The organism is Aliikangiella marina, from assembly GCF_007004765.1.
Classification (GTDB): Bacteria; Pseudomonadota; Gammaproteobacteria; order Enterobacterales; family Kangiellaceae; genus Aliikangiella; species Aliikangiella marina.
Genome location: NZ_VIKR01000001.1, coordinates 1,158,832 through 1,184,472 on the forward strand (window position 1 = coordinate 1,158,832; position 25,641 = coordinate 1,184,472).

A 25,641-nucleotide genomic window follows, 5' to 3' on the forward strand; every position below is an offset into this window, starting at 1 on the left:
ACTTGGTGACCTGTAAACACAGTAACTATGTTTTTAATATCTTCGGGTCATGCATTTTTTCAAAATCAAATGCTCGCGAATCACGCAATTTATTCTCGGAAAAATCAAATACACCATGAAGTAATATATGTTCCCAAGTAACTGGTGATGAGAGTTTTATTTTGTTAATCAATGCTTCTTTCTCAGCCTTTGATCGAGCATTCATAACTTTCTGTGTAAGGTACATGTAATTCCAACAAACAATTGCGTTTTTAATGACACGTTTGCAACTTTCTACTGCTTCCTGATCTTCTTTTTCAACTTGAGCATATTCTGAGCGTCCAATTGCAAGGGCTCGGTCCAATTTATTTCCACTTTCTCCTTTATTCAGTTGTTTGTGTACTGCACTTCGTAACTCAGGATCATCAATGTAGCGCAGTATGTAGTGAGATTTAGGAATGCGACCAAACTCTTTAATAGCTTTATAAAGTGGATTATTATTAACAGAGTAAGAGTTTAGTCGTTTAAAAATTTGAGATGCAGTAGCCTCACCGAGCTTAATTGAAACACACAGCCTAAGAATGTCATCCCAATAAGGTTCAATACGATCTAAACGGATTTGTTTCCTGGGTAGAATAGGGTAATTTTTCGAAGTGTATGCTTTTTTCCCCTTTAAGGAGTAGATGTTTTGCCTGTGAATATTCTTGATCCGAGGCGCGAAAGAAATATCCAATAAATGAGAGATCCCAAAAACCATTTCAGTATAGCCATGTGTATCAGTCGAATGCATATCGGATTTAACAACGTCATTCTTCATAACACCATCAATCATATAATGGGCCTCGCGTTCTGCGCCACTAATTACATTCGAGTGATAAAAAAGATGTCGCGTATCAACAAAGTTGTATGCTGCTAATACCGGATCTTTACCACCGTATTTAAATGAATAGTTAGAATTAAAAGAATCTTTTGAAACAGTCCATTTCTGCCCGTCACTCGATGTTTGTAGGCCAAAATCTCCAATGTAAAGCCCAGCAAGTGGCATGGATTTTACATACTCAAGAATTTTATCGCTTGCTAAGCGTGAGTTTTCAACCGACATGTAGTTGTTAATCGTTGTGACTAAAGCTGAGTTATTCACGGATCGAGACAGTTTAGTAAATTGTTCTGGACTAAAATGTAAACCTAAACCTACGGTCGAAGCGATAAAAACATTGTCATCAGGTCTTTCTTTTAGGTACTCATCGTTATGATGCTGAAACTCGTCCAAAAAGCCCGTTGCTTGATGCACAGTGTTCAGTACTTCTGAAATGGTGACGTAAGAGTTTTTGGGAAATAATTCAATATCAACAGAGTCAAGCAATGACTCTTCTTGGTAAGTATTTCTTTGTGATGTTAGTCTGTATTCACCAAAACCTTTGGTTGTTACATAATCGTTCGAGTTTTCTAATATATGCTCATTCGTTTCTTGATATTGTTGGTGGAGTTCTAATCCTAATTCTTTAATAAGCGCTTTAAAGTCAATGTATTTTAGCATACCAGCTTGCTTTAATAACGCGCGCTTGTTTTTCTCCCAAACATTGAGTGAAATGAGATATTCATCAAGACAACGATATCGATAAGAATGTTCTAAAAATAGAGAATCGCCTTTTAAAGAGTCGCTGATATGTTTAAACAAAGCGACCTTATAAAGCTTTGATTTAAACTCATCGTCTGTATCGACATACTTCCGTTCTTCTTTGGATAAAAAGCGAATAGGGTAGCGATGATCGACTTTACCTTGATATTTCTTAAATCTGTTAATAGCTGACAGTAGCGGTTTATTGACTGATTGTTCGCTAAACTTGAGTCGTTTTACTATGTCATTGCATCTACGCTGAAGTTTTAATGAACCATCTTCCAAGTAGTAATACAAAAGTCCTTCGCCACTCAAGCGATCCAAATCACTTTTAACTTCTTCCATCGAATTTATGATTTGTTCGCTATTTAGACTTTTGGGAGTCAGCAGTTTCAACGCTTTAGCCACTTTTATTGCATCATCTAAGCTTTCATCCATTAATACGCCTTTGGCTTTTTCGATCGCCGCAAACATATCGCCTGATTGCTCTAGTAATGTTTTGGTTTTCTTTGACTGCTCGTTCCTTATCTTGTAGTAGTGCTCTTTGGCCTGTCGTTCGGCAATGTTATAAGCAGAAGTCACTGATGCGTTAAGAGTATCCACTAAAATGTCGTGCAACCGATAGAACTGATGAACGACAAATGTGATCAAGTGTAAGTAGCGATTTGGATCTTTTTTTCGTTGTATCTGAAAAATCTGACTCTTGTTAACTGATGTTGCATAGTGTCGTATTCCCTCACCATTCAGATCAAGTTTTTCGACAATTGGTGCCGAAATTAAAAATAAATCATAAAGTACGTCAAATCCCGCTATGTTTTTACTAATTTTGTTAGGCTTTAGCGATTGAGTGAACTTTTTTAATAGAGTCAAACGATATCTGATAGCCTGAGAGTCCTTAGGAAGATCATTATCAAAAAGTTGGTCAAGAATGGCTTTGTCGTATGATGTCAGTTCATTCTCTACGATTGAGAGAAGTTTCGCCTTATGATTTTTGTAGCACTTATCAATAAGAGACTTTAACAAATTGTATGAGGGAATTTCGATTTTTTCTCGTCTTAGCTCTGATGCCAGGTGACAAAAGCAATCTCTAAAATTCTTTTTGACTCTAGCGTATCGATTGATGATTTCTGTCGCTTTTGTGGTTGAATCTGGCGTGTTAAATGATTTGAAACCCATAAATTCGAGAATAATCGCTCGATGGTTGTTGCGAGTGTCGCGATGATATTCCTGCCAATTAAGTGTCTTCTGAATATCAAAGCGGCGAGCTAAATATTTTAAATCCTTAGCTTCGGCATCTTCAAAAAACTGATAGGTGACTTTAAAATAAGAATAAGCTAATGCGCAGAAAACTTTATTGGCGGCTCCTCGTACTTTTGACAGTACTTGCTCTTCAAATGCTGTGTCAATGTAAAGGTAGCGTTGGCGTTGAGGGGCATTAAATTTCGGTGGGGCATCATGAGATTGCTGACTAAGATATGGTTTTCGAGCCATAATCTTTCCTTCCTTTGGATTGTTGTTTATTTTTTGTTCATGTTACTTCCTGTAGTTGTAAATTACAATCGAGACAACTGATTCTCAAATTCCGCTTACCCCACACCAATATTTGACAGGATTTGCAACAGTATTTTACGCGGCCTGACTTTTGCGCAGGTTTAGTTGTAAAAGTAGATTGAAATTCAGAACTTTGTTCAGAATGATTCAAAACCTCGCCATTTATCTCATGACCAGATGGTACATCTTCAAAACTAAAACTTATTATCTCATTATCTGAACGGTGCTTTAGCTCAGCCGTTGCCAACTTTTTTTTCGGTTGGCAATTTTTATTTAACTCGATTGGCTCGTCTTCTGGTGAGAAAGCTAAAATGGGGACTTCTTGCCTAAAGGTTGGGTAACGATCCACCCATGGTATTTTAAATCCTTTATTAATCAATTTTTGGCAAGTTTTAAGAAATGGACCGTCAACCAAAATGTAATCCATCATATTTTCACCGGTTTCACTTCCACCAGGTTTACTGGTAGAAGAGGGCATTAAGCCAATGCTTTTCATCTTTCTTGCCCATTCAGCATTATGATAGCCACGTCGTCCGGGCTTACCGAAATGTGCTTGCCAAATATGAACCATTTCGTGACATAGTGTCTGGCAAATTTCTATTAAGGGATATTGTGCAAAGTATTCAGGATTTACCGCGAGTTCATCAACAAACTCTCGCTTGGCATTAACCCAGCGAGCAATTGAAGCGTATCCCATCACGCGACGTTGACGATGATAAGTGATGATAACTTTCGGTAGTTTGCCTGAAAATAGGGCTTGATTGAAGAAATCATACGCTTGTAGAATAGACTCGTAAGAGTCCTGAGTCGGCGTTTTCGTTTTCTTCATTTTCTTGTCCTTAAATTAAATTTTGGATTGTACAATCCAAAAAACAACCCTCAGTAAAAACACTAATCCCTTAATAAACAACAGGTTATTGCGAATAGTTGAAGTTGTTTATTAGTTCAAATTTAACGATTTTAAGTTTCCATACAATAAACCAATTTCTTCTTTTCTTAAAGACCGTAGTACTGTGTTTCTGAGAATAATTCATACACTAAACCAAATTATGAGCATTTCCGAGTTCGACTAGCTCATGGAAGTTCATTAATTACGTTAGATGTGTTGGATGATGTGGTCGCGATTATTAGACGCGTATTTAAGGTGGGTAATCACCGAAGGTTTTAGAAAGGAGAGTTATAGCTTTCAACCACTTTTTCTCTGAAGTCACCAGTAAAGTCTAATTTCGGTTCAATCTGCTGGTGGTAAGAGTCAAGATTGAGAGAATTACCTAAGAATGTATCTTCCATCTCAAATTCTGGTGGGGGGATCAATAGGTTGGAAGGAGAAGAGAGCTCCTGAATTTGATCTGATTCAACAAAATGCTCGCTGTCGTCAGATGGCCATAACTGTTCTTTTAACACGATGTTTGACTCGGGGACTTCTTGTTCCAAACGATGAGCGAACTTGCTCAAGTTCGCTTCGGCAAATGTATAAAGCCAAGCTTCTTGGTTTTGCGTATGATTACGGCGTAGAATTCGTCCAAGTACTTGTCGGAAATACAGCTCTGTTTTAACCCGACTTAAATGACAGCAAACTTGAAGTCTTGGAATATCAGTGCCTTCGCTGATCATACCGATACTAATAATCCATTTAACGTCATTAGATTTAAATGCTTCTATCGTTTTAGGCGCATCGGGACTTCGGTAAGTCACTAATTCTGCTGTTTCTCCAATCAACGACATTTGTTGCTGAATTAACTCGGCGTGGGCGATAGACGAAGCCACTACAAGTCCAGCAGCATTAACATTTTCGCATCGAATTCGGTTCAGCGTTTGATTTGCACGTTTTAATATTTGTTTTAGAGCAGATGGGGTATGTAGAATTGACTGATAGTTACAATCGGTCTCGTTTAATACTTCCTGTAAACTTCCATACCTTGATGTTTGCGAATCAGCGTCAGTAATACGGATCTCGTTGTTATCCATTAAAACTAATGTCGGTTGCCGGCAAACTTTATCTTCGATAGCTTTTCTGACGCCATATACATAGTCACATTCTAGTGTGAAATCGGGTTCAATATAACGTCCTAGCACGATAGGCGTTTGATTAGAACGCCAGGGCGTTCCTGAAAGTGATAACGTAAAAGCGGCTGAATCTCGTATTTTGGTAATGATTTCGGCTCCCCAACTGTTAGCGTTTTCTAGTGAATTTCCCGCGCAATGGTGAATTTCGTCAAAAACGACGAACACCCGAAAGTTAGCAAACAATTGCCAAAAACTGTCGCCGAAAAAAGCCATATTTTGATACGTCACAGATCGTCCAACCGCTCCCATCAAGCCGTCGAACTGAACACCTAAATATTGAGAAAATGTAGACTCAAGTGACAAACAAACAGTTTTAGAAGGTGAAAAACATAAGATAAAATCAATATCATTCCTTTCTCTTAATTGCTTTGCGACCTCCGCAGCCATAATCGATTTGCCTGCTCCTGGGGTCGCTAAGCAAAAGAAATGTTGATTTTTTGTATGATAATGATGTAGTGCACGTGTTGCACACTCTGATTGCCAGTGTCGTAGTTTCATATTGCCTTATTATTATTTTGAAAGATGGGATATGACTGTTTTTATCGCTTTAATTTGGCCTAGCAATTTAGAACTTTGATCACGAGCGTGGTGATATTGTGCCTCTAGTAACGTCTTTAATTCGGGATTCATCGTATAGAGTCGCTTATATTCTTCAGACTCCGCGATACTTGAGAGTAAATCTACTTGATATTGTCTCAATAGTTCTTCAAATGAACGGGGTTGTATGCCTTGACTAATCTTTGTACCAACTTTTTTTGGAAGGGACCGTTGGTGTGAAGGCGTTGTCGGTTTAAATTCTGCTTGCCTGAACTTGCTGGTAATTTCGTAAGTTGAGTGTTGAGGATTACTTTTGGGTCGCTTCAATAACACACCCGAGCCTACTAGCCTCAACAATTGACGATAAATAGCTTTACGTGCGATGTCCGGAGAAACCGCGATGGGTAGCCTCGCAAGGTAGCTATTTCTTAGCTGTACTACGGTGAGCGCCTTGTTTGCGTGTTCTTTTAGCACTTCATAAAGGTATTGATCAATCGTAATTCGAACAGCAGACATTAATAAAAGCCATATGAAGATGCATTAAAACGTCCCAAATATTCATATTTCATCTGTTTCAACTATAAAACCTCAAAAATACGGATTATAGTCCGTGGCTTTATATACCGCAACTTTAGATAGTTCTTGTCTTTATAAAGGGACAAGAAATGAAAGATATTGCAATTAATTTTGGTAAGAAAGTACGGGCTAGAAGAAAATCTCTTGGGATATCACAAGATAAACTAGCTCTAAAGGCAAACATCGATCGAAGTTATGCTGGCAGAGTTGAAAGGGGGGAGGTTAATATTACACTAGAAAAAGCTTACGCTTTAGCCGAAATTCTTGACTGCAACATTCGGGAGCTTCTTCCATAGCATACTTTCCAGCTCTATAAGTCCAGCCGACTGAATTGTATTCTCTGGGTGCAAGAGGATAAGTCATGCAAACTTGGTGTTTAACACTAGTTATGGGTATAGCCACCTATTAATCAAGTTAAGAATCTTTCGTAAGCTGTTTCAATATTCCACAATCCACAGCTTTGTTGTTTTCAGAACAAGCTTGTCTCAAACTAATCAGTTGTGCTCGTAGTTGCCTAAACTCGGCAATTTTGAATTCTACCCGTTCTAGGTGTCTTTCAATCAACCGGTTTACATCATCGCACTCTTGATTTGGCTCAGATTTAATACTCAATAATTTACGTATTTCATCCAGCGTTAAATCCAAGTCCTTACAACGCTTTATAAATTTAAGTTGTTCGAATATTTTTATGTCATACAGCCTAAAGTTACCCTCACTTCGGCTAGGTATCGGTAACAATTTTAGTTTTTCATAGTAACGGATAGTTTGTATAGAACACCCTGAGCGACGGGCTAATTCACCAATTTTCATACTTTATGATAAATCATCTTGACTCTATAGTTACTATAGAGTTTAAACTTGCTCTAGTATTTGATCAAGAGACTAATCATGAGTGATAACTACAGCGGAAGCTGTCAAAGTTGTAGTGGCAATGAAATTGGTGAACAACCATCGAGTGAGGGTTTTTTTGACAAACCCTATAGCAGTTTATTTAAGGTACCTAAGATGGACTGCCCTTCGGAAGAGCGGATAATTCGTTTGGCATTAGATTCAGTTGAGCCCGAAGTTGGACTCTCTTTTGATATTCCAAGCCGTGAACTCAGAGTCTTTCACGACGTTAATTTAGATGAAATCGAACAAAAATTAACCGCACTCGGATTTGGTGCAACCTTACAATCCACCAAAGAAAGCTGCCCTAAAGAAATTGAGAGCGCCCGAGATTTAGAAAGAATAAACCAGTCAAAGGAATCAGCAACACTCAAATGGTTACTGGTTATTAATGCTTTCATGTTTTTTACAGAGCTAAGCGTTGGCTGGATAGCACAATCAACGGGACTCATTGCAGATTCATTGGATATGTTTGCCGATGCTGCTGTTTACGGACTCGCTCTATACGCCGTTGGCCACAGTATTAAAATGAAGTTGAAAGCAGCGCAACTGTCAGGATGGTTACAGGTTATTCTCGCACTTGGGGCGCTAAGTGAAGTCGTTCGACGTTTTACTTATGGCAGCGAGCCCATTTCTGAACTGATGATGGCATTTGGCTTAGTAGCATTGCTTGCAAATAGCGCATGCTTAATGTTAATTCATAAACAGAAAGATTCGGGTGTTCATATGAAAGCAAGTTGGATTTTCTCTGCGAATGATGTCATTGCTAATTTAGGAGTAATCTTGGCGGGTATGCTTGTGATGTTGACTGGTTCTCGTTTTCCCGACTTAGTAATTGGTTTAATAATTGGGATTGTAGTACTCTACGGGGCAGGGCGCATATTAAGGCTCAAAGCCTGAAAATGGTTGGGACGACGTACCTAATTTTTACTATAATTGGTGAGCTAGCGAATGTCGCTAGAAGTAGCAATTCAATCAGGAATTAAATTAAGACATGATAAAACGGCTGTTATTAATAGTGATGATAGCACTGATTGCCTTGCAATCGGTGAATGCCTCTATTGATACACACCAGTTACATCAGACTGGTCAAGAGCATCTGTCTTTTGAACATGACCACGAAATTGGTTCAATAGCATTATCCGATGACGATTTGAAATCTCCAGAAAACTTTGAGAACTCCCCCTTCGACTGTCATCATTGTTGTCACTGTCATGGAACTTCAAACTTATATTTAGCAGGATTAGCTTCAGAAACCATTTTGTCTTTTCGAAGTGACTTGATATTTGAATACCAGCTAAATCTACCCTCAATCTTTCTATTCCCAGCCCTAAGACCCCCCATCCTTTAGATGTAAGTTCGATTAATTTAATCAATTTAATTTAGGAATAAATAGTACTTATATATTAGAGGATATCTAAATGTTTAGATGTTTAATTAAACGAATCCCGATGGGAGGCGTTTATCTGCTCGTATTTTGCACGAGCTTGTCAGCTGCACCAAAAAACGACTCTTGGCGTGTGTGGCTTCAAAATCAAATTGAAAATCATCCGCAGGTTGTAGCCGCAAAAGAAAAAATGGAGTCGTCGCTTTCCTGGGCTAACAACCAAGAACTGCCTTTGTACAATCCAGAACTTGAAACTGAGTATGAGCGTGAAGGCGATTCGAATAATTTCAAAATAGGCATTACTCAAACCATTGATTGGTGGGATAAGTCGAGTATTCGCAAGAAACAGGCTTCCATTAATCGCCAAACAGCTCATTTTGAGTTTAAAGCTATTTTGCAACGAAGAACTGCGGAAACTATTTCCGCTCTTATTGAATGGGACTCTGCAAAGCAACATGCAAAGCTAGCAAAAGAGCAAGAAGATCGTTTAAGCGCTTTACTTAAAGTCATAACTCAGCGCCAAGAAGCTGGTGACTTGGGCCAGTTAGATGCTGAACTGACCTATCTGGAATTATCGCAACAGCTTAACGAAACTGCAGAAACTCATGTCCAGTTTAAGATAGCAGAAGCAAGAGTTCGTGAATTATTGCCAGATTGGTCTGTCGAGATGTCCCAGGTCCCTAAATCATTTTGGCGATTTGACGCGAATAATTCTTTCAGCCAATCAATTGACCAAATCCCAAATGTTGCCGCAGCTCGAACTGCTTGGGAATCATTACGGCAAGAAGCTGAAGTTGCAAAGCTCGATGCCAAAAACGAACCTACTTTTGGTTTGAACGCAGGTCAAAATGGAGATGATGATGTTGTCGGTATTTCGTTTTCGATGCCACTTAATATAAGGAATGATTTTAGTGCTCAAGTTAAAGCGATCAACCAGCAAGTACTATCGGCTGAATCGCAATTTCTAGCAGCAAGGCGATCGCAACAATTTTCCATCGAAGCCGCGCAATCAACGCTAAACGAATACAAGAAGCATTATAAACGCTGGCAAGGTTTGATGAAGGGCCGCATAGAAAGTAGCGCAAAACTTCTCGAACAACAATGGCGCAGTAGTGATGTCAGCACATCAGAATATCTTTTGTCACTCCAGCAAAGAGCTGATGGCATCGTTTCGGGTATTGAATTACAAAAAAAATACCGAAAAGCCTACATAGACTGGCTTTTAAACACCGGCCAGGTGCTAACTGCGCTAAAGCAAGCTAATTAACGATTAAGAGATTTTTAAAATGAAAAAGATAACCTTTATTTTTCTGACATTGCTTGCTATTCAAGCGAGCAATGTCCCCGCAAGTGAAACACAAGAAGACGAGCAGGTTCATTCTTCACACAAAGACGATGGTAAGGAACATAAACATGGCGAAGATTCTCATGAAAAAGACGAACATAAACATAATGAAGATTCTCATGGTGAAGAAGAACATGAGGCAAAAGAAACTTCATTAACCAGCGAGCAAATTCAATTAGCAGGAATTAAAATCTCAACATTAGTTCCTAAATCTTTAAATTACCAAGTTTATGCGCCAGGAGAAATCAAGGCTAATGGCTATACTAGCTATCTGGTATCGCCACGAGTAGATTCTGTTGTATTAAAGAGGCACGCATCCCTAGGCGATCATATCGCTGTTGGGCAACCTTTGGTTACTTTATTTAGTGAATCTGTTGCAGAAGCTCAGGCTCAATACCAGATTGCAAATGGAGAATGGCTGCGCGTTAAGCGGCTTGGTAGAAAAGCAGTTGGAGACAAGCGATTTTTATCTGCCCAATCTGAAAACAGTGCAGCGCTTGCTCGATTAAAAGCTTATGGTTTGTCATCAAACGCAATTGAGCAATTACAAAAATCTAAAAATGTTTTTGGTGAATATACGCTAAGCGCAGATGTCAATGGCGTCGTTTTAACTGATGATTTTCATCAAGGGCAGCGAGTAAATGCAGGTGAAGCGCTCATGATTGTTGCTGACGAGAAAGAGTTATGGGTCGAAGCCAGACTGCCTGCGAATTCAAAGCTGGCGCTACCGAAGGGCACTATTGCTGTCGTTCAAACTTCAGCTGATCGTTTTGAAGCGACTGTTTCTCAAGAAGCTCATACCATAGAACCTACAACCCGAACTCGCATCGTTCGCCTCACCATTCAAAACAACGCACATCGATTACACTCTGGATTATTTGTGAATGTATTTTTTAAATTTAAAACAGATTCTGAGGTTATTGCCGTACCAGAAACCGCTTTAATGAGAAATAGTGACGGAGACTGGGTTGTTTTTATTGAAAAATCGCCCGGCCAATTTGAACCGCATGAAATCACTCTGGGACGTCCACTTGGAAAACTTCGCGAAGTTTTTGGTGTTGATGCTAGAACAAAAGTAGTGACGGAAGGTGCTTTTTTTGTTGCCTCGCAATTAGCCAAAGGCGGCTTTGATCCGCATAACCATTAATCGAGGGATAATCATATGTTTAATCGTATTGTAGATTGGGCTGTGACAAACCGTTTGTTGGTTGTGATCGCTTTAATGACCTTAATGGTATCGGCCTATTTTATCATTCCAAAACTCAATCTTGACGCCTTCCCTGACGTGACCAATGTCCAGGTATCTGTCAATACTGAAGCACCAGGTTTAGCAGCAGAAGAAGTCGAACAACTCATTACGTATCCGGTAGAGGCAGTTATGTACGCCTTACCGGATGTGGAAGAAGTTCGTTCTATTTCAAAAACGGGTTTGTCTGGTGTTACTGTTGTTTTTAATGAAGGCACAGATATTTATTTTGCAAGACAGTTGGTTTTTGAACGACTTCAAACCGCGAAAGAATTGATCCCAGATGGTGTCGGAACTCCTGAAATGGGACCTAACACTTCTGGCCTGGGCCAAGTGTTTCAATATCTATTAATTGCCGATCCAGGATCGGGATATGACGCGATGACACTCAGGAGCCTCAATGATTGGGTCATCAAATTATTGCTTATCCCTGCTGGTGGTGTCACTGATGTTTTATCGTTTGGCGGTGAGGTTCGACAATATCAGGTCAATCTCGACCCATCTAAATTACTTGCTTTCGAACTTTCTCAACAGGATGTCATGGAAGCACTGGAAAAAAACAATGAAAATGTTGGCGGCTGGTACATGAATCGCGGTCAAGAACAGCTTGTTATCCGTGGCACAGGTTGGTTATCACATGGCGAACAGGGACTGAATGAAATAGGTCAAGTTCCTTTAAAAACCTTGAACGGCACTACGGTTACTGTTGATGATGTCGCAACGGTAGTCCTTGGAAACGAAATTCGTCAAGGTGCGGTAACCATGACCCGACGTAATAAGGATGGTTCAGTTGAGAACATGGGGGAAGTTGTTTCTGGGATTGTTCTAAAAAGGATGGGCGCTAATACTAAAGAGACCATTGATAGCATTAATGCTCGAGCTGAACGAATAAATCAAGCGTTACCCAAAGGTGTAAAGTTTGAAGCCTTTTATGATCAAGCTGATTTAATAACACAAGCTGTCGATACTGTTGTGAATGCACTATCACTCGCATTTGTGTTAATTGTCGTTATCTTAGCGCTGTTTCTAATGAATATTCGTGCAACGCTGCTGGTGCTTATTTCTATTCCTATCTCGGTCGGGATCGCTTTGATGGTGATGTCCTGGTTTGGATTGTCTGCAAATTTGATGTCGCTTGGTGGCATTGCAGTTGCAATTGGCATGCTGGTTGACGGCTCTGTAGTGATGGTTGAAAACATGTTCAAACATTTGACGCATCCAGACTCATTACACGATGAAACCTCGCTGGCAAGTTCAAATAAAACGCTAAGCCCCCAAGGCTCAGCGGCGGGAAAAAGTGGAATCTCCTTGCGACTGCAGGAGGCTGGAAGAGAAGTTGCGAGACCAATATTTTTTGCTACTGCGATCATTCTTGTTGTCTTTATGCCGATGTTTACGTTTGAAGGGGTTGAAGCAAAACTTTTTCAACCAATGGCCGTGAGCATTATGCTAGCTATGATGGCAGCAGTTATGGTTGCTTTAATCATTGTTCCTGCACTAGCAACTTATCTTTTCAGACACAATTTAATACAACAAGAAAGTTTCGTTCTGAAACCCATCGATCATTTGTATCGGAAAACGCTTCAATGGGCCATTAAGAATACAAAAACAGTCATCGCATCGGCGGTGGTGCTTGTGGTCGCTGCAGCATTAATGATCCCACGATTAGGTACGGAGTTTGTTCCGGAATTAGAAGAAGGAACGATTAACTTGCGTGTCACCCTTGCTCCATCGTCTAGTTTGGATACCGCGCTAGAAGTGGCCCCAAAATTGGAATCCATTATTATGACCTTTCCAGAGGTTAACTACGCGTTATCGCGAATAGGTCGTGCAGAGATTGGCGGCGATCCGGAACCTGTCAATAATATTGAAATCTATATTGGTTTGAAACCGATATCTGAATGGACCAGCGCTAGCGATCGATACGAACTTCAGTCGCTTATGGAATTAAAACTAGAGCAGCATCCTGGGCTCGTATTTAATTTTTCTCAGCCAATTGCAACTCGCGTTGACGAACTCTTATCGGGTGTCAAAGCACAATTGGCAATTAAGTTGTTTGGCCCCGATTTAACTGTATTGGCAGAAAAGGGCCAGGAAATCGAAACTTTGATTAAATCGGTCAACGGGGCACGTGATGTTGCTATGGAGCAAATCGAAGGTGAATCTCAACTTGTCGTCAAACCTAACCGCCGAGCGCTTTCTCGATATGGTTTATCAGTTTCCGACGTAATGGGGCTGGTAAAAGATGGTTTAGGTGGAAATAGTGCGGGACAGATTATTAATGGTAATGAACGTTACGATATATACGTCCGACTCGATGCTCAATTTCGACAAGATCGAGAAATCATTTCGGAGTTAAGACTAAGGTCACCGTCGGGAGCATGGGTAAGGCTGGGAGATGTTGCAGAGGTGTCTATTGAATCCGGTCCGCCGCAAGTTCGTCGTGATGATGTTCAACGCCGAGTGGTAATTCAAGCGAACGTTCAAGGCAGAGACATGGGCAGCGTAGTAACTGACATCCAGTCTACAATAACAAAAAATGTATCCCTGCCTACAGGTTACTCAGTTGAAATTGGTGGACAATTTGAAAACCAACAGCGTGCCCAAAAGCGGCTCTCGTTAGTTGTTCCGATTTCGCTAGGACTAATTGCCTTGTTGCTCTACTTTGCATTTAATTCTGTCGGTCAGGCATTACTGATTTTGATTAACGTCCCACTCGCAATTATTGGCGGAGTTTTTTCCTTGTGGGCAACAGGACAATATCTATCGGTACCTAGTTCAGTGGGTTTTATCACGCTATTTGGCGTCGCTGTCCTTAATGGAGTCGTCATGGTCGAAAAGATTAATCAGCGCATCAATGATGGTCTTACCGTGAAAAATGCTGTTTTTAATGGTGCTGTTTCGAGGCTAAGGCCAGTTTTAATGACAGCGATTACCTCAACACTAGGACTCATTCCAATGTTGCTGTCTACTGGTGTTGGAGCCGAGATTCAAAAGCCCTTGGCGAGTGTTATTGTGGGTGGACTGGTAACTGCGACGTTTTTAACGCTTTATGTACTACCGGTCTTATTTTCCTGGTTTTCGAAAGGAAAATTATCTAAAGCGTATTAAATCTCAAAGCATCGAAGCGCTCTAGCTTCGATGCTGATTAAACTAATACAAGAAGACTTTAGTTGAAAGGAATTGAAGATGCATTCTCATGATAACAATAGTAGCAATCGAATTGGTTGGGCATTCTTTCTTAATTTAGGTTTTACCATTATTGAGTTTATCGGTGGCCTTCTGACTAACAGCACTGCAATAATGGCCGATGCTATACATGATTTAGGCGATAGTATATCCATCGGGATGTCTTGGTTGCTAAGTAAGCTTGCTGAAAAAGATCCCGACTCAACATTTACGTATGGTTATTTTCGTTTTTCTTTACTTGGTGCATTAATTAATGGGTTGGTGTTGATTTTAGGCTCTGCCTGGATCATGTTTGAGGCGATCCCTAGATTAAGTGAACCAGTTATGCCCAATGTTGAAGGGATGTTGGGACTAGCTATTTTCGGTGTTGTCGTTAATGGTTATGCAGCATACAAATTAAGCTCTGGAAAATCTTTAAATGAAAGAATATTAAACTGGCACCTCATAGAAGATGTACTTGGTTGGGTCGCAGTTCTTTTACTGTCAGTCATTCTCATGTTTATTGACGCACCAATTTTAGATCCGATCTTATCAATTCTATTTACATTGTTTATCTTATTTAATGTAGCCAAGAACTTAACAATTACTATTAAAACTTTTCTACAAGCGACACCCGATACGCATTTGTTGCAGGAAGTAAAATTAAAGTTAGAAGGATTGGAAAGTGTTCAAAGCGTCCATCATTTACATTTCTGGTCATTAGATGGCGAGAAACACGTTTTAACAGGTCATGTTGTGCTTGTTAAAACAGTCACCTTGGATTCATTACTCGGTCTGAAGAGAGAAATAAAAAAACGGTTGGAAACATACCAGTTCAAACATACAACTATAGAACTGGAATTTTCCGATGAGCATTGTAGGGATGAAGATAACAACTAATTACCTATTGGACGCGATTCCTTCGGACCGAATTCTATTTACATTTAAATTCATTAAGTGCCGTAACACATAACGAAATAGTATTTTTTTTACTCCAGATAAGTTACTTCCATATTTCGCATAAAAATCATCAGGTTGAGCATACACACCAAAATCATCAGCAATACCTTCACTTTGTATGTAGGTATCTTCACCTGTCCAATCGATTTCAGGCTCACTTAAGCATTTAGTCGAAATACCATATCCTGAGAATTGATTACATTGATTAGAAAAGTTACGTTGAACTTGTTTTAAATAGGGTTTATCAATGATGTAACCTTCCAAGTTGACCCAACGATCATTATGATAAATTTCTACCCAGCTGTGGATTATACGTTCAGGAGCAAAGAAAAATAGATAGTTTGGAATTGCGCCGCGTTGCAATTCATTATAAATAGTAAATCCATGGAATCTGGTTGGTATTCCAACTGCGCGCAGAAGAGCTATTAATAGAGTTCCTTTAGTGTTGCATTGCCCATATCCATCACTTAAAACTTGGCTTGCAGATAAACGGTCATCTGCATTATAGCCAAATAAGATCTCGTCTCTTACAAAATTGTATATTGCCCCAATAGCGTCAAATCGGTCCAAATCTCCCCACTTTCTTTGTTTAATCAAGTCTTGAACTTTCGGATCGCCAAAGTCCAACATAGGAGTTTCGATTAAAAAATCGCTATTTAGTTCTGCCATGGATATGTCTCTCTATTGAATATGATTAAAGAATATTCAAATAAATGATGGATAACTTGAATAAACTGGCTAACTTTGTAGTTTCAGCAACAATACGATTTGTTAACCGTTATCCATGACTAATTTCAGAGTTTTGTTTCTTTACGAAAGCAAATAATGAAATACCAGCCAGTAATATAAGTGGATGAATTACCATTCCGTGGAATATGGAAATATCAGCAATCATTCCATGAATTAGGGTAGCTAATATAGTCACCAAAGCAATAACAATTAAAATGAGAGTGATAAGTTTCTGTTTCATAGGCTATTCCTGCTAAATAATAGCAATTAGAATAACTCTTCCATCATTTTGATAATTGAATAAACTGGCTAACTTATTCAAAAAAGGGAAAGTGCCTGCCTTATAGACATCCCAAAGTTTTTTCGAAACGTTCTACTCAGATGTGCACTATCTGAAAAGCCTGCCAAATAAGCAGCTTCGGTAGCAGACTTATTGTTTACTAATGCCTGAATTGCACACATCATCCTACGCCATAGTAGATAAGGTCTCCATGAAATCCCCATTTCTTCACTAAATAAATGAAGAAAGCGACTTTCTGAGAGAGCTAGTTGTTTAGCCACTTCAGAAGCTCTCCAACTTGAAGGCTTAATACAATCCCCCTTTAAACATTGGTTGAGTTCAGTGAGTAATTGTTGAATACGCTTATCTTTTACTTTATTTTCGTTTAGAACCAAAAATTGTTGAGTTAAACCTAACTCACTAAACAATGGTTCTAAATAATCATTTATCTCTTCTGTTTCTTTTGATAATTCATTAATAGTGAAATTGGATATAGGAAATGATTTGTACAATTCTCCCGCAAGCTTGGCAGATAACTCCGCCCCCAAGTTACTATTTGGTTCAATAAGCAACACCCAGCCTTCTGACATCTCGAGTTGATGTTCAACCATGGAGTTTACTAGAGTTGTTCCTGCTATAGCTTTATTATTTAATTTACAATCTAAATCTTCTTTGCACCATATTACTTGTATGGAATGATGGCTATGAGAAGCGGCATCGATGCTTGAACCATAAATAGCAACAACCCCTGGATTAATCCAAATGGCAGGTTTAATCATAATATTCGACCATTAACGAAAACCAGTGTTTAAAAGTCGTCATGTAAAGTGAGATATGAATACATTTATTCTTTACCTGGTGTATACCGAGTTTTGTCATAAGTATACGATGAATAGTTTCCCCAAAACAAAACGAGAAATTATATCCGCAGCTTTAACATCATAAATCTATCTAACAATTAAAGGTGAAGGAAATAGATCCTTTTAAAACCAATAATCACTAAGATTTTGATATGGTTCAATACTAATCTATAGGCTCTATAATAAATAGCTTCAACTTCATTACATAACTCTGCAGGAAATTACATTGCTCGAATTAATAATCCTCGCTATCGCTTTAAGCCTGGACGCTTTCGCAGTATCTATAGGGCTGGGAGCGCGTCATCAAATTAACCCGCAGATACTAGCGATAAAATCCGGAGTTTACTTTGGTGTTTTTCAAGGGGGCATGCCGGTTATTGGTTATTTGGGCGGTCAAGGTACCTTGGCTTGGGTCGAGACTTATGCGCCCTGGGTGGCCGCCGGATTACTCTTTCTTATCGGAATGAAAATGATTTATGAGTCATATTCGGAAGGTATCGAGCAGGATATATCCCAAGTAACACCACGAGTCATGCTAATACTAGCCATTGCAACCAGTATTGATGCTATGGCAGCAGGATTCGCGCTAGCACTGCTCGGGATTAGCCTTACCATTGCATGCATATTAATTGGTTTAACTACTTTTGCATTTAGTTATGTCGGAGTTTTCATTGGTGTTAAAAGCGGTACCTATCTAGAAAGTAAAGCTGAAATTATAGGTGGAGTTATCTTGATAATGATTGGTGTTAAGCTCCTAATTTGGTAGAGCCACTAACAAATTTATTCTTCGATACGCCGATTCTCCCACTCATCAATATTTCGAATAAATCCCGGGCAATGGTGCTCATAAGAGTTTTTCCCAGTGAAGATAGTCCATAAATGAGGAATTGCCCTCATTTCACATCCAGGAGTTTTGTTAATGGCGGAAAGAACAAATGATATTCCAAGATGGCCGAATACGTAGGTCATCCAAAACATTAAAAAGGCTGTTAATACTTTGCCAAACATTGGCCCGCCAGATAGCCACTCATATATGAAAATCGCGAGTGTAGTGGTAAAAACAAAAACTTGAGCCCAATAATTGTTTTTCAGAGTAAATCCAAGATTTAACACTGGGCGGAGTAAATAGAATCCGAGGAAGATGGTACAAATAGCAACAGGATTAACCGGCCAGCCTCGTTCAATCATTCCGGGAATATCGTCAACAATTTGCCTGACTAAATCGAGGCAAATCACGCCTAGAGCGAGTCGGACAATACGCCCGATTATTCGTGGCGGCTCAATACTGCCATGTTCTTGATACGAATCGTTTACCGTGTCCATCATCAATCACCTCTTTTAGCACCAATCGACAAGAGGCAACTTTAGTTAAGAACCACTACAACAAGCGTTACCTTCTTGAATCGGTGGACATTTCACTGTTCCATATGAGCAATAAACACAACAGTCACCTTTCAACGGACTGAGTAGTGTTTTGCAAGATTCACATTCGTAATACCACTGACAGGCATTAGTCGGCATTTCTTCTTTTTTTTGAAACCCACATTCTGGACAAGTGATTGTGGAATGTAATTCTATGTTGCTCATTAAGTTATCCAAATATTTGATTTAAAACTGTATCGACGTTATTTCAGCTATCGGTCAGTTTTGCGGGAAAACCCGCATTAGTAACTGCTGTAGCCAAATCCGATGATTTTAATTTTTCATCATCAAATGTCACTTTAACTGTTTTATCTTTCATTGAAACTTTTACTTTATCAACCCCTTCAAGGTCATATAGTGCGGCTCGAACGACTACCGGACAAGTCGCGCAATCCATATGATCGACTTTAAGTGTCACTTCTTTGATTGCTGCCATCGTCGAAAACGAGGTTAAAGTAAAAGTTAATACAAAGAAGTATTTGCTTAATAATTTCATCTTATTCAGCTCCGTAAAGATAGTTAACTATGTAAGGAAAAATCGTAGCAATTAAAATCATCACTGCTGCCAGCCAAAAACATCTCTTAACCAATTTTTTAGGCAGCGGCTGACTACACAATTGATCTTCCTTACACTCTTTTTTAGGTTTAATGAAAATAAAGTAATAGCTTAATGCGAGGAGCGAGAAAGCGACTGCTGTAAACCAAGTGTGATAAGCAGCCATTGCCGTTAGGTTAGCAATCCAGGCACCTGAAATTCCAACCCAGATAAAAATTAAAGGTAAAACACAACAGGCAGATGCAGCTATTCCACCGGCGATAGCTCCGCTCACTGCCGTCCATCGCTTTTGATTTGGGGTCATTATTTATCACCCGATAGATTTGGAGCGCGTAATACTACCGAAAATAGTATGTAACTAATTGTTTTAATTAGATTTAACATTCACTAACTACCTAAATGTGAAATAGTCATACCTTTAATGCTAATATCTGTAGTAACTACAGATGCAAGTTTTGTTGAAATTTACTATGACGAGTAGCTTAAAAACCATCGGTCGTGTATCTAAGCAGACTGGTGTGAACATCGAAACCATTCGCTATTACGAAAAGATAGGTCTTGTTGATGCACCTTTAAGAAGCGAGGGTGGAAACAGGTTGTTCGATGGAGAAAATATTCGGCGACTCAATTTTATTAAGCGTTCACGCGAATTAGGCTTTAGTCTTGAAGAAATTCGTGCTTTATTGCAATTATCATCGAGTAATTCTAAAGACTGTCGAGCAGCCCAAAAAATCGCTAACGCTCATTTAGAAATAGTAAGGAGTAAAATAAGCGATCTACAACAGCTTGCCGAAGTTCTAGACAATCTTTCCGCAAAATGTGACCCGTCAGCGCCCGATGAATGTCCAATATTGCATTCATTAAACGAACATAACTAAGCGCTAGTCGAATAAGTGGTAAACATTTTAGGTGCGTAAAAAAGACTTATGCACCTTTTCCATCCTAACAACACAATCTAGACTATCGAAACCGCATTCAGCGGGCCAGTGCATCTAAAAAAATTAACTTTTAACTTAGCTGCGCCGCAGACTTCAAGTAGATCGAGGAAGACATTCATTTGAGTATTTTTAATGCTCTACATAAGCTCTATAAACTGGCTCTTTTGTATACTGTTGTCAATATATCTTAGTGCAGACTTTGGATCTTGCCATCCAACGTATTCCATCAGCGCTTTTAGGCTCCATCCATTTTCTGAGGCCCAAGACGCAAAACCTCTTCTTAATGAATGACTAGAGTATTGTTCAGGCATGGAAATTGATGCTTTCTTAAACAGAGAACGAAGCAAAGGAACAATACTATTGGGATTAAGTGCTTTATCACTGACTTGTCCCCAGCGATTAATCGCTCGAAACACTGGGCCTGCTTCTATTTTCGCTAGCCCTATCCAGTCTTGGTAAGCTTTGACAGGGCATAAATGTTTCAGCGCAGGCGCATAATAGGCACGTCCTACTGATTGTTTATCTCCCTTAGAGCGGGGGAGATACAGTTCTAATCCATTGTTTGGCGCCACGTTTATAAATTCAGTATTCAGCCGACATAACTCATCACTACGAAATCCTCGCCAAAACCCTAGTAAAACAAGCGCCTTATCGCGATAGCTTACCAATGAGAGGGGGTTGTCTGCGATTTCTTGTTCCAAATAATCAACAATTTGCGATAACGGCTCGAGTTGTAACGGCTTAGCTTGTTTAGGATTAACAGGGTGTAGCTCTCTGATCCCTTTTAAAACCTTTTTAACCAAGGAGGACTTAGTTGGATCAGGAAAGCCTTGATCGATATGCCATCGGGCAAGAGCAGCGGCTCGTTGCTTTAACGTAGTAAAGGCTAAAGTTTCAGCATGATCAGCTAAGTATTCAGCAATATTATTAGCCGTTGCCGGCAGGAAACCACCCCAGGTAACTTCATAGTGTTCGATCGCGCTTTGATAACTACGGCGCGTATTGTCACGCGTTGCTGCCTGGATGTACTGGTTGATTTTTGATGATTGACTCAATTTTGCCGTCCGGAGTAATAAGCGCTTATCGTACTGATTTACGTCCAATTATAACGATAAACCTCATTAACATGCGATAATTCTAGATTATCACATATTAATATCGTTTGATTTTGACGAAGTTTAAACACTGATATAGTATGTATATACATATTACGTATTACAGTATGAAATAATCTAGGAAAGCGACAATGGCACGTGCCGGTATCACAAAGTATTCAGTTGAAAAAGCTCGTAATTTATTGATTTCAAAGGGAGTTAACCCATCGATTGACGCAATTCGCGTAGAGCTGGGAAATACTGGATCTAAAACCACTATTTCTCGATACCTAAAAGAGTTAGAGGCGGATGAAAGCGTTCAACTAGAAGACGAGGCATTACTGAGTGAAGGAATTAAAGACATTATTGCAAAGCTGGCAAGTAAGTTACACCAGGAAGCGAAAGAAGTAATAGCTAAGTCCGAATCTAGACTTCAAGAGACAATCAAGAGTTTAGAAACAAAAAATAGGGCATTGATTGTTCAGTTAGATGAACAAAAAGCACAGCTCGAAAAAAGTTTGTTTGAGAGTGAACAGATATCCGAGTCTAACCAGTCCCTGAAATCTGATATAGAAACGTTGCGAACTCGTCTTATTGAATCAAACAGTCACAATAAAGAATTAGAAAGTATTCTCAAGGAAAAAGAAGAGCAGATCGACACTCTCAAGGAAAGCCACAAACACACCCGAGAAAGTTTAGAACATTACCGAGTGTCGGTAAAAGAACAACGTGAGCAGGGAGTTAGGCAGCACGAACAGCAACTTCAGCAATTACATGGTGAAATACGCCAGTTAAACCAAACATTAATCGTTAAACAAACGGATATTACTAGTCTCAATAAAGATAGTAGTCGGCTAGTTACAGAGCTCAAAGCTACTCAAAAAGAAAAACATAAGCTTGAAGACGCGACTAAAGTAATTACTCAAAAGTATGACAAGTTAGAACACGATCTATTCCAGGCTAAGTCGGCCGTTGAACGCCTAACAAACGAGAAAGAACGAAATACTAAGGAGATAACAGAATTAGTGCAGTACAACGACGCCCTAGCGAAAAGACTGCATGAATATGAGCTAATTAATGTCAAACTTGAAACAGAGCTGAGTATTCAAAAAGACTTTCTTAATCGGCAGGAGAGAAGTGGATAGAGTAAAGGAGTCTTTTTTGCATTTCTTGAAAAGGATTTGCTGTTTATGCCTACTTCTATAGCTTAGATATTTACTAATGAGATAAATAGGTTAATAGTCCAAATTTATAATATTGTGGATCGCTGTACATACAGGTACTATTTAACGTAATTAAAACAATAATTTAAGGAAGCTTCTTAAAATGGATTTAAAATCGCTAATTTTCCATAAAATCGTCACTGTTCAATACGATCCAAAAGTTTCAATTGACGCTCGCGAAGAGACAATCCCGCTTCCAGACCCTAAAGCTGATAAGCTAGTGAGTGAAATCATTAAGAGTTACCGTGAAGAAAGTCATCTAGCTTATGCTGGATTTTCTGAAAATGAGTGGTTTCCTACAAAATTATTAGAATACGAGAATGACAATATTGATTTTTACAAATTATCGGTAGATGGCCTAAAAAAACTAAGCGGATTAATGCGCCATACCCCAGCCTCTACTGGAGGTTACCTAACCTTCGCGCATTACAAAATTGATGGTAACAACTTTTTTATGATCATCTTGATCAAAGACAAAGAGGGGATTGGAATTACTAACAACTTAGAATTAGAAGATGTTCATAGTCTTGACTTAGACAAATTACACTTTGCCGCAAGAATCAACGTAGACCGATGGTTAGCTACAAAAGATGACAAGACAATCAGACACATTTCATTTCTCAAAGGTAAAGGTAGAAATGATGAAGTTGTTGGCTATTTTAAGTTATTCCTTGGAATTGATGAAGAAGGGTACATAGACCCTGCGCGCCACACTAATGAACTTGTAAATTCGATCAAGAATTACTGTAGTAAATTTGATAATGAAGAAGAGGCAATTAATGTAAGAAGACGAGCTCATGATTATACTCAATCACAGCTAGAAAAGGGCAAGGCAATAACACTTGCAGAAATCTCAAACTTACTTAACCCAGAAGATCCCAATGAGTTTATTAAATACATAGCAGACAATGAAATAGAAATACCAGGTGAATTTAAGCCTACAGAAAGAAATTTAAAGAAATTGGTTAAATATCGAATTAAAGGAGAGAATAGCGATTACACCTTGTCATTTGAACAAAGCGCAATAGAAGATCACAAAATATGGCTCACCGAAGATGATTGTATAATGATAAGTGATGTCCCAGCCTGGGTTAAAAAGGAAATTCCTCGAAGGTAGCAGAAATGGACGAGCTCGAATTTTCTCAACAACTATTACAGTTTTCAAAAGAGTTTAACTTTTTGCCGAAAAATTGGAAGTTGGTTGCAAATGTTAAATCTGATGAAAGACTTCGAAGTAAGCTAATATCACTCGATAACTATGATTCGTTCGAACTTGAGATAAAGGTCAATGAACAATATGTAAGTATTGAGAATTTTGAACTTGGCATTCAATTGGATATTGCCATTGCTCCACCTCGGAATAATAGCGTTTTTTTTGCAAACGACTTAAATGATCTAATTGAACATACAAGCTTAATAAATCCACCCAAAAATATTGTACTCATTAATGAAGGGTATGTTAGCTGGTTGAACGATAGTAAACCAAGTACCAAAGTTGAGGCCTTCTTTACCGCCCAGCGATTAATTCAAGATTTAATTGCAATCGAAGTCTTAGAGCTTGATCGTAAAGATGAACTTGTACTAACTTCATCTGGAAGCAAATTATCATTAGCTAAGAATTTGAGTGAAACTGTCTTTGTTCAAAATGCCAATGAAATCATTTTAGGTTCCTCTAATATTATTAAGATATTCAAGGATAAGTTACATGAAAATGACAAAAAACGTGTATTGCGAGCAGTTCTAAAAAATAGTCTTACAGGCTGTGACAAAGAGAAGCGTTTATCACATTTTTTCGCACACTGCTCAGAAATAGCTACTGTTTTTTCAAATAACTATGAGCTATTTGTATCAGAGTTTTCTTTTGATAATGAACTTGAGAAACTGATGGAGCAGAAAAGAAATTATAGTGCGAAGCTAAACTCATTGTTAGCCAGTATACAAGGGAAAATTCTCGCCATTCCACTCTCACTTATACTTGCTTTTGGGCAAATGAAATCAAAGCCAGAAGATAGTCCTTTACTAGTTAATACTGGAATATGGATAGCGGCAATAATCTTCTCAATAATTATGTTTTTTCTTTTAAGAAGTCACAATACAGCCCTAGAAGCGATAAGTAAGGAAATCTTAACCAAATCTAAAAGGTTCAAGGTTGAGTTAGCAAATTTGTATAGTGAAGTTCAGTCTGTTTTTGAAAGCTTAGCGAAACAGAGTAAGATTAACTTTATCATGATTCGATTTTTAACCGCTCTAATATTTATCGGTATTCTCTCAACCACAATTACGTACGCATATATCACACCTGAAATTAATGAAATCTTTGCGTCTTTAAAAACAAAAATCGTATCGTTTGTACTGTTCTTAGTATCCTCTTAATAAAAGGAGTTAAGTTTTGACTAGCATAACAGAAGGTATAGTAATCGGCGGGGCAGGTGGTGCAATCGCCGGGTTAACGGTCTACTTGATACAATATTTACATTGCAAAGTAAACGAGCACACAGAATCAAAAAGAATCTATGAATGGTTATCAAAGAATACTCTCGATCAGGATGGTAAGAGATATAGAACAAGTAGGGCGATTGCGAGCTGGACGAACCTTACAATTGATCGAGTTCGTTTCTTATGCAGTAAACATTCGAAAATATATCTCTCTACAGGTGAGCGAGAAGATCTATGGAGTATTTACGAACTTACTAGATCCTAGCTAATTGCTTGGACAAGATTCAACTAAACTATGAGTATATGGGATAGAGAATGTCTGAATACAAACTATCATCTGAGATCATAAAATTATCTGAAGCAGAGCTTTGGGACACAGCAAAACTTGAATGGAAACTTGAAGAAGTATATGAGTCAGAAACTCCGGACACTTGCCTATGTGGACATTTTCCAATAATTGAAATATGTGTATTATCAAATAAGTTTAATGGAAATACTGCCATAGTTGGAAACTGTTGTGTTAAAAAATTTTTGGGATTGCCATCAGATAAAATATTCCAAGCGATAAAACGTGTAAGAAAAGACAATGAAAAATCGCTTAACTCTGAAGCTATTAGTTATGCATTTGATAAAGGATGGTTGAATGATTGGGAAAAAAAATTCTATATCAATATTATGAGAAAGAGAAACCTAACCAGTAAACAAAAAATCAAAAAGATTCAGATTAATACTTTAATAAAAGAAAGGATGAAAAGAAGAGGTTAGCACTCGACTAAAGAGC

Annotated in this window: 26 protein-coding genes; 13 read left to right on the forward strand and 13 right to left on the reverse strand. The window is 38.7% G+C overall.

What is annotated here, in order from left to right; genetic code table 11:
* Positions 1-25: 25 nt before the first annotated feature.
* The 4 genes from FLL45_RS05090 to FLL45_RS05105 form a co-directional block, all read right to left on the reverse strand.
* Positions 26-3,088 (reverse strand): Tn3 family transposase, encoded by a 3,063-nt coding sequence (locus FLL45_RS05090; RefSeq protein ID WP_142940894.1) that lies wholly within the window; start codon positions 3,086-3,088, stop codon positions 26-28.
* 37 nt (positions 3,089-3,125) lie between these two features.
* Positions 3,126-3,977, reverse strand: coding sequence for a SprT-like domain-containing protein (locus FLL45_RS05095; protein ID WP_142940895.1), 852 nt, complete (start codon positions 3,975-3,977; stop codon positions 3,126-3,128).
* A 335-nt stretch (positions 3,978-4,312) separates the two neighbouring features.
* On the reverse strand, positions 4,313-5,713 hold the full coding sequence (locus FLL45_RS05100; RefSeq protein ID WP_142940896.1) for a DEAD/DEAH box helicase: 1,401 nt from the start codon (positions 5,711-5,713) through the stop codon (positions 4,313-4,315).
* Positions 5,714-5,725: 12 nt separating this feature from the next.
* Positions 5,726-6,268 carry a response regulator gene (locus tag FLL45_RS05105; protein WP_142940897.1) on the reverse strand — a complete coding sequence of 181 codons (543 nt, stop codon included), beginning with the start codon at positions 6,266-6,268 and terminating at the stop codon, positions 5,726-5,728.
* Between the two features lie 149 nt (positions 6,269-6,417).
* Between FLL45_RS05105 and FLL45_RS05110 the strand changes: the two genes are divergently transcribed.
* The gene (locus FLL45_RS05110) at positions 6,418-6,624 is read left to right on the forward strand and encodes a helix-turn-helix domain-containing protein (RefSeq protein ID WP_142940898.1); all 207 of its coding nucleotides are present in this window, start codon (positions 6,418-6,420) and stop codon (positions 6,622-6,624) included.
* A gap of 118 nt (positions 6,625-6,742) precedes the next feature.
* On the opposite strand, the gene cadR is transcribed toward FLL45_RS05110, so the two are convergent.
* Complete coding sequence (cadR, locus tag FLL45_RS05115) at positions 6,743-7,138, reverse strand: Cd(II)/Pb(II)-responsive transcriptional regulator (RefSeq protein ID WP_142940899.1); 396 nt, start codon at positions 7,136-7,138, stop codon at positions 6,743-6,745.
* A 78-nt stretch (positions 7,139-7,216) separates the two neighbouring features.
* Between cadR and FLL45_RS05120 the strand changes: the two genes are divergently transcribed.
* The 6 genes from FLL45_RS05120 (at position 7,217) to FLL45_RS05145 (ending at position 15,262) form a co-directional block, all read left to right on the forward strand.
* On the forward strand, positions 7,217-8,116 hold the full coding sequence (locus FLL45_RS05120; RefSeq protein ID WP_142940900.1) for a cation efflux transmembrane domain-containing protein: 900 nt from the start codon (positions 7,217-7,219) through the stop codon (positions 8,114-8,116).
* Positions 8,117-8,210: 94 nt separating this feature from the next.
* The gene (locus tag FLL45_RS05125) at positions 8,211-8,567 is read left to right on the forward strand and encodes a hypothetical protein (RefSeq protein WP_142940901.1); all 357 of its coding nucleotides are present in this window, start codon (positions 8,211-8,213) and stop codon (positions 8,565-8,567) included.
* Between the two features lie 70 nt (positions 8,568-8,637).
* A complete protein-coding gene (locus FLL45_RS05130) occupies positions 8,638-9,870 on the forward strand; it encodes a TolC family protein (RefSeq protein ID WP_142940902.1) in 1,233 nt (410 codons plus the stop codon).
* A 19-nt stretch (positions 9,871-9,889) separates the two neighbouring features.
* Positions 9,890-11,095: an efflux RND transporter periplasmic adaptor subunit gene (locus FLL45_RS05135; RefSeq protein ID WP_142940903.1), complete on the forward strand. Its 1,206-nt coding sequence runs from the start codon at positions 9,890-9,892 to the stop codon at positions 11,093-11,095.
* A 15-nt stretch (positions 11,096-11,110) separates the two neighbouring features.
* On the forward strand, positions 11,111-14,305 hold the full coding sequence (locus tag FLL45_RS05140; RefSeq protein ID WP_142940904.1) for an efflux RND transporter permease subunit: 3,195 nt from the start codon (positions 11,111-11,113) through the stop codon (positions 14,303-14,305).
* Positions 14,306-14,383: 78 nt separating this feature from the next.
* Positions 14,384-15,262 (forward strand): cation diffusion facilitator family transporter, encoded by an 879-nt coding sequence (locus FLL45_RS05145; protein ID WP_185964337.1) that lies wholly within the window; start codon positions 14,384-14,386, stop codon positions 15,260-15,262.
* Here FLL45_RS05145 and FLL45_RS05150 read toward each other — a convergent pair whose 3' ends face one another.
* The 3 genes from FLL45_RS05150 to FLL45_RS05160 form a co-directional block, all read right to left on the reverse strand.
* Positions 15,263-15,991, reverse strand: a complete 729-nt coding sequence (locus FLL45_RS05150) for a transglutaminase-like domain-containing protein (RefSeq protein WP_142940906.1) — start codon at positions 15,989-15,991, stop codon at positions 15,263-15,265.
* A 109-nt stretch (positions 15,992-16,100) separates the two neighbouring features.
* A complete protein-coding gene (locus FLL45_RS05155) occupies positions 16,101-16,292 on the reverse strand; it encodes a hypothetical protein (protein ID WP_142940907.1) in 192 nt (63 codons plus the stop codon).
* A 77-nt stretch (positions 16,293-16,369) separates the two neighbouring features.
* A complete protein-coding gene (locus tag FLL45_RS05160) occupies positions 16,370-17,110 on the reverse strand; it encodes a helix-turn-helix transcriptional regulator (RefSeq protein ID WP_210247113.1) in 741 nt (246 codons plus the stop codon).
* Between the two features lie 307 nt (positions 17,111-17,417).
* On the opposite strand from FLL45_RS05160, the gene FLL45_RS05165 reads away from it, so the two are divergent.
* On the forward strand, positions 17,418-17,957 hold the full coding sequence (locus FLL45_RS05165; RefSeq protein ID WP_142940908.1) for a manganese efflux pump MntP: 540 nt from the start codon (positions 17,418-17,420) through the stop codon (positions 17,955-17,957).
* 14 nt (positions 17,958-17,971) lie between these two features.
* Here FLL45_RS05165 and FLL45_RS05170 read toward each other — a convergent pair whose 3' ends face one another.
* From FLL45_RS05170 to FLL45_RS05185, 4 genes are read right to left on the reverse strand one after another with little or no spacing between them, the layout of a single operon-like run.
* Positions 17,972-18,517: a hypothetical protein gene (locus FLL45_RS05170; protein WP_142940909.1), complete on the reverse strand. Its 546-nt coding sequence runs from the start codon at positions 18,515-18,517 to the stop codon at positions 17,972-17,974.
* 42 nt (positions 18,518-18,559) lie between these two features.
* Positions 18,560-18,778, reverse strand: a complete 219-nt coding sequence (locus FLL45_RS05175) for a GDCCVxC domain-containing (seleno)protein (protein ID WP_142940910.1) — start codon at positions 18,776-18,778, stop codon at positions 18,560-18,562.
* A gap of 43 nt (positions 18,779-18,821) precedes the next feature.
* Positions 18,822-19,109 carry a cation transporter gene (locus FLL45_RS05180; protein ID WP_142940911.1) on the reverse strand — a complete coding sequence of 96 codons (288 nt, stop codon included), beginning with the start codon at positions 19,107-19,109 and terminating at the stop codon, positions 18,822-18,824.
* Position 19,110: 1 nt separating this feature from the next.
* Positions 19,111-19,473: a mercuric transporter MerT family protein gene (locus FLL45_RS05185; RefSeq protein ID WP_142940912.1), complete on the reverse strand. Its 363-nt coding sequence runs from the start codon at positions 19,471-19,473 to the stop codon at positions 19,111-19,113.
* Between the two features lie 166 nt (positions 19,474-19,639).
* Here FLL45_RS05185 and FLL45_RS05190 point away from each other — a divergent pair, with 166 nt between their 5' ends.
* The gene (locus FLL45_RS05190) at positions 19,640-20,047 is read left to right on the forward strand and encodes a MerR family transcriptional regulator (protein WP_185964338.1); all 408 of its coding nucleotides are present in this window, start codon (positions 19,640-19,642) and stop codon (positions 20,045-20,047) included.
* A gap of 197 nt (positions 20,048-20,244) precedes the next feature.
* Here the strand turns inward: FLL45_RS05190 and FLL45_RS05195 are convergent, their stop codons facing one another.
* Positions 20,245-21,162, reverse strand: a complete 918-nt coding sequence (locus tag FLL45_RS05195) for a site-specific integrase (RefSeq protein WP_210247114.1) — start codon at positions 21,160-21,162, stop codon at positions 20,245-20,247.
* Between the two features lie 191 nt (positions 21,163-21,353).
* Here FLL45_RS05195 and FLL45_RS05200 point away from each other — a divergent pair, with 191 nt between their 5' ends.
* The 4 genes from FLL45_RS05200 (at position 21,354) to FLL45_RS05215 (ending at position 25,625) form a co-directional block, all read left to right on the forward strand.
* Positions 21,354-22,346, forward strand: coding sequence for a DNA-binding protein (locus FLL45_RS05200; RefSeq protein ID WP_142940914.1), 993 nt, complete (start codon positions 21,354-21,356; stop codon positions 22,344-22,346).
* Positions 22,347-22,527: 181 nt separating this feature from the next.
* Positions 22,528-23,541, forward strand: a complete 1,014-nt coding sequence (locus FLL45_RS05205) for a nucleoid-associated protein (protein ID WP_142940915.1) — start codon at positions 22,528-22,530, stop codon at positions 23,539-23,541.
* Between the two features lie 5 nt (positions 23,542-23,546).
* Complete coding sequence (locus FLL45_RS05210; protein WP_142940916.1) at positions 23,547-24,797, forward strand: hypothetical protein; 1,251 nt, start codon at positions 23,547-23,549, stop codon at positions 24,795-24,797.
* Positions 24,798-25,175: 378 nt separating this feature from the next.
* Entirely contained in the window at positions 25,176-25,625 is a 450-nt protein-coding gene (locus FLL45_RS05215) for a hypothetical protein (RefSeq protein WP_142940917.1), read from the forward strand.
* Positions 25,626-25,641 lie beyond the last annotated feature (16 nt).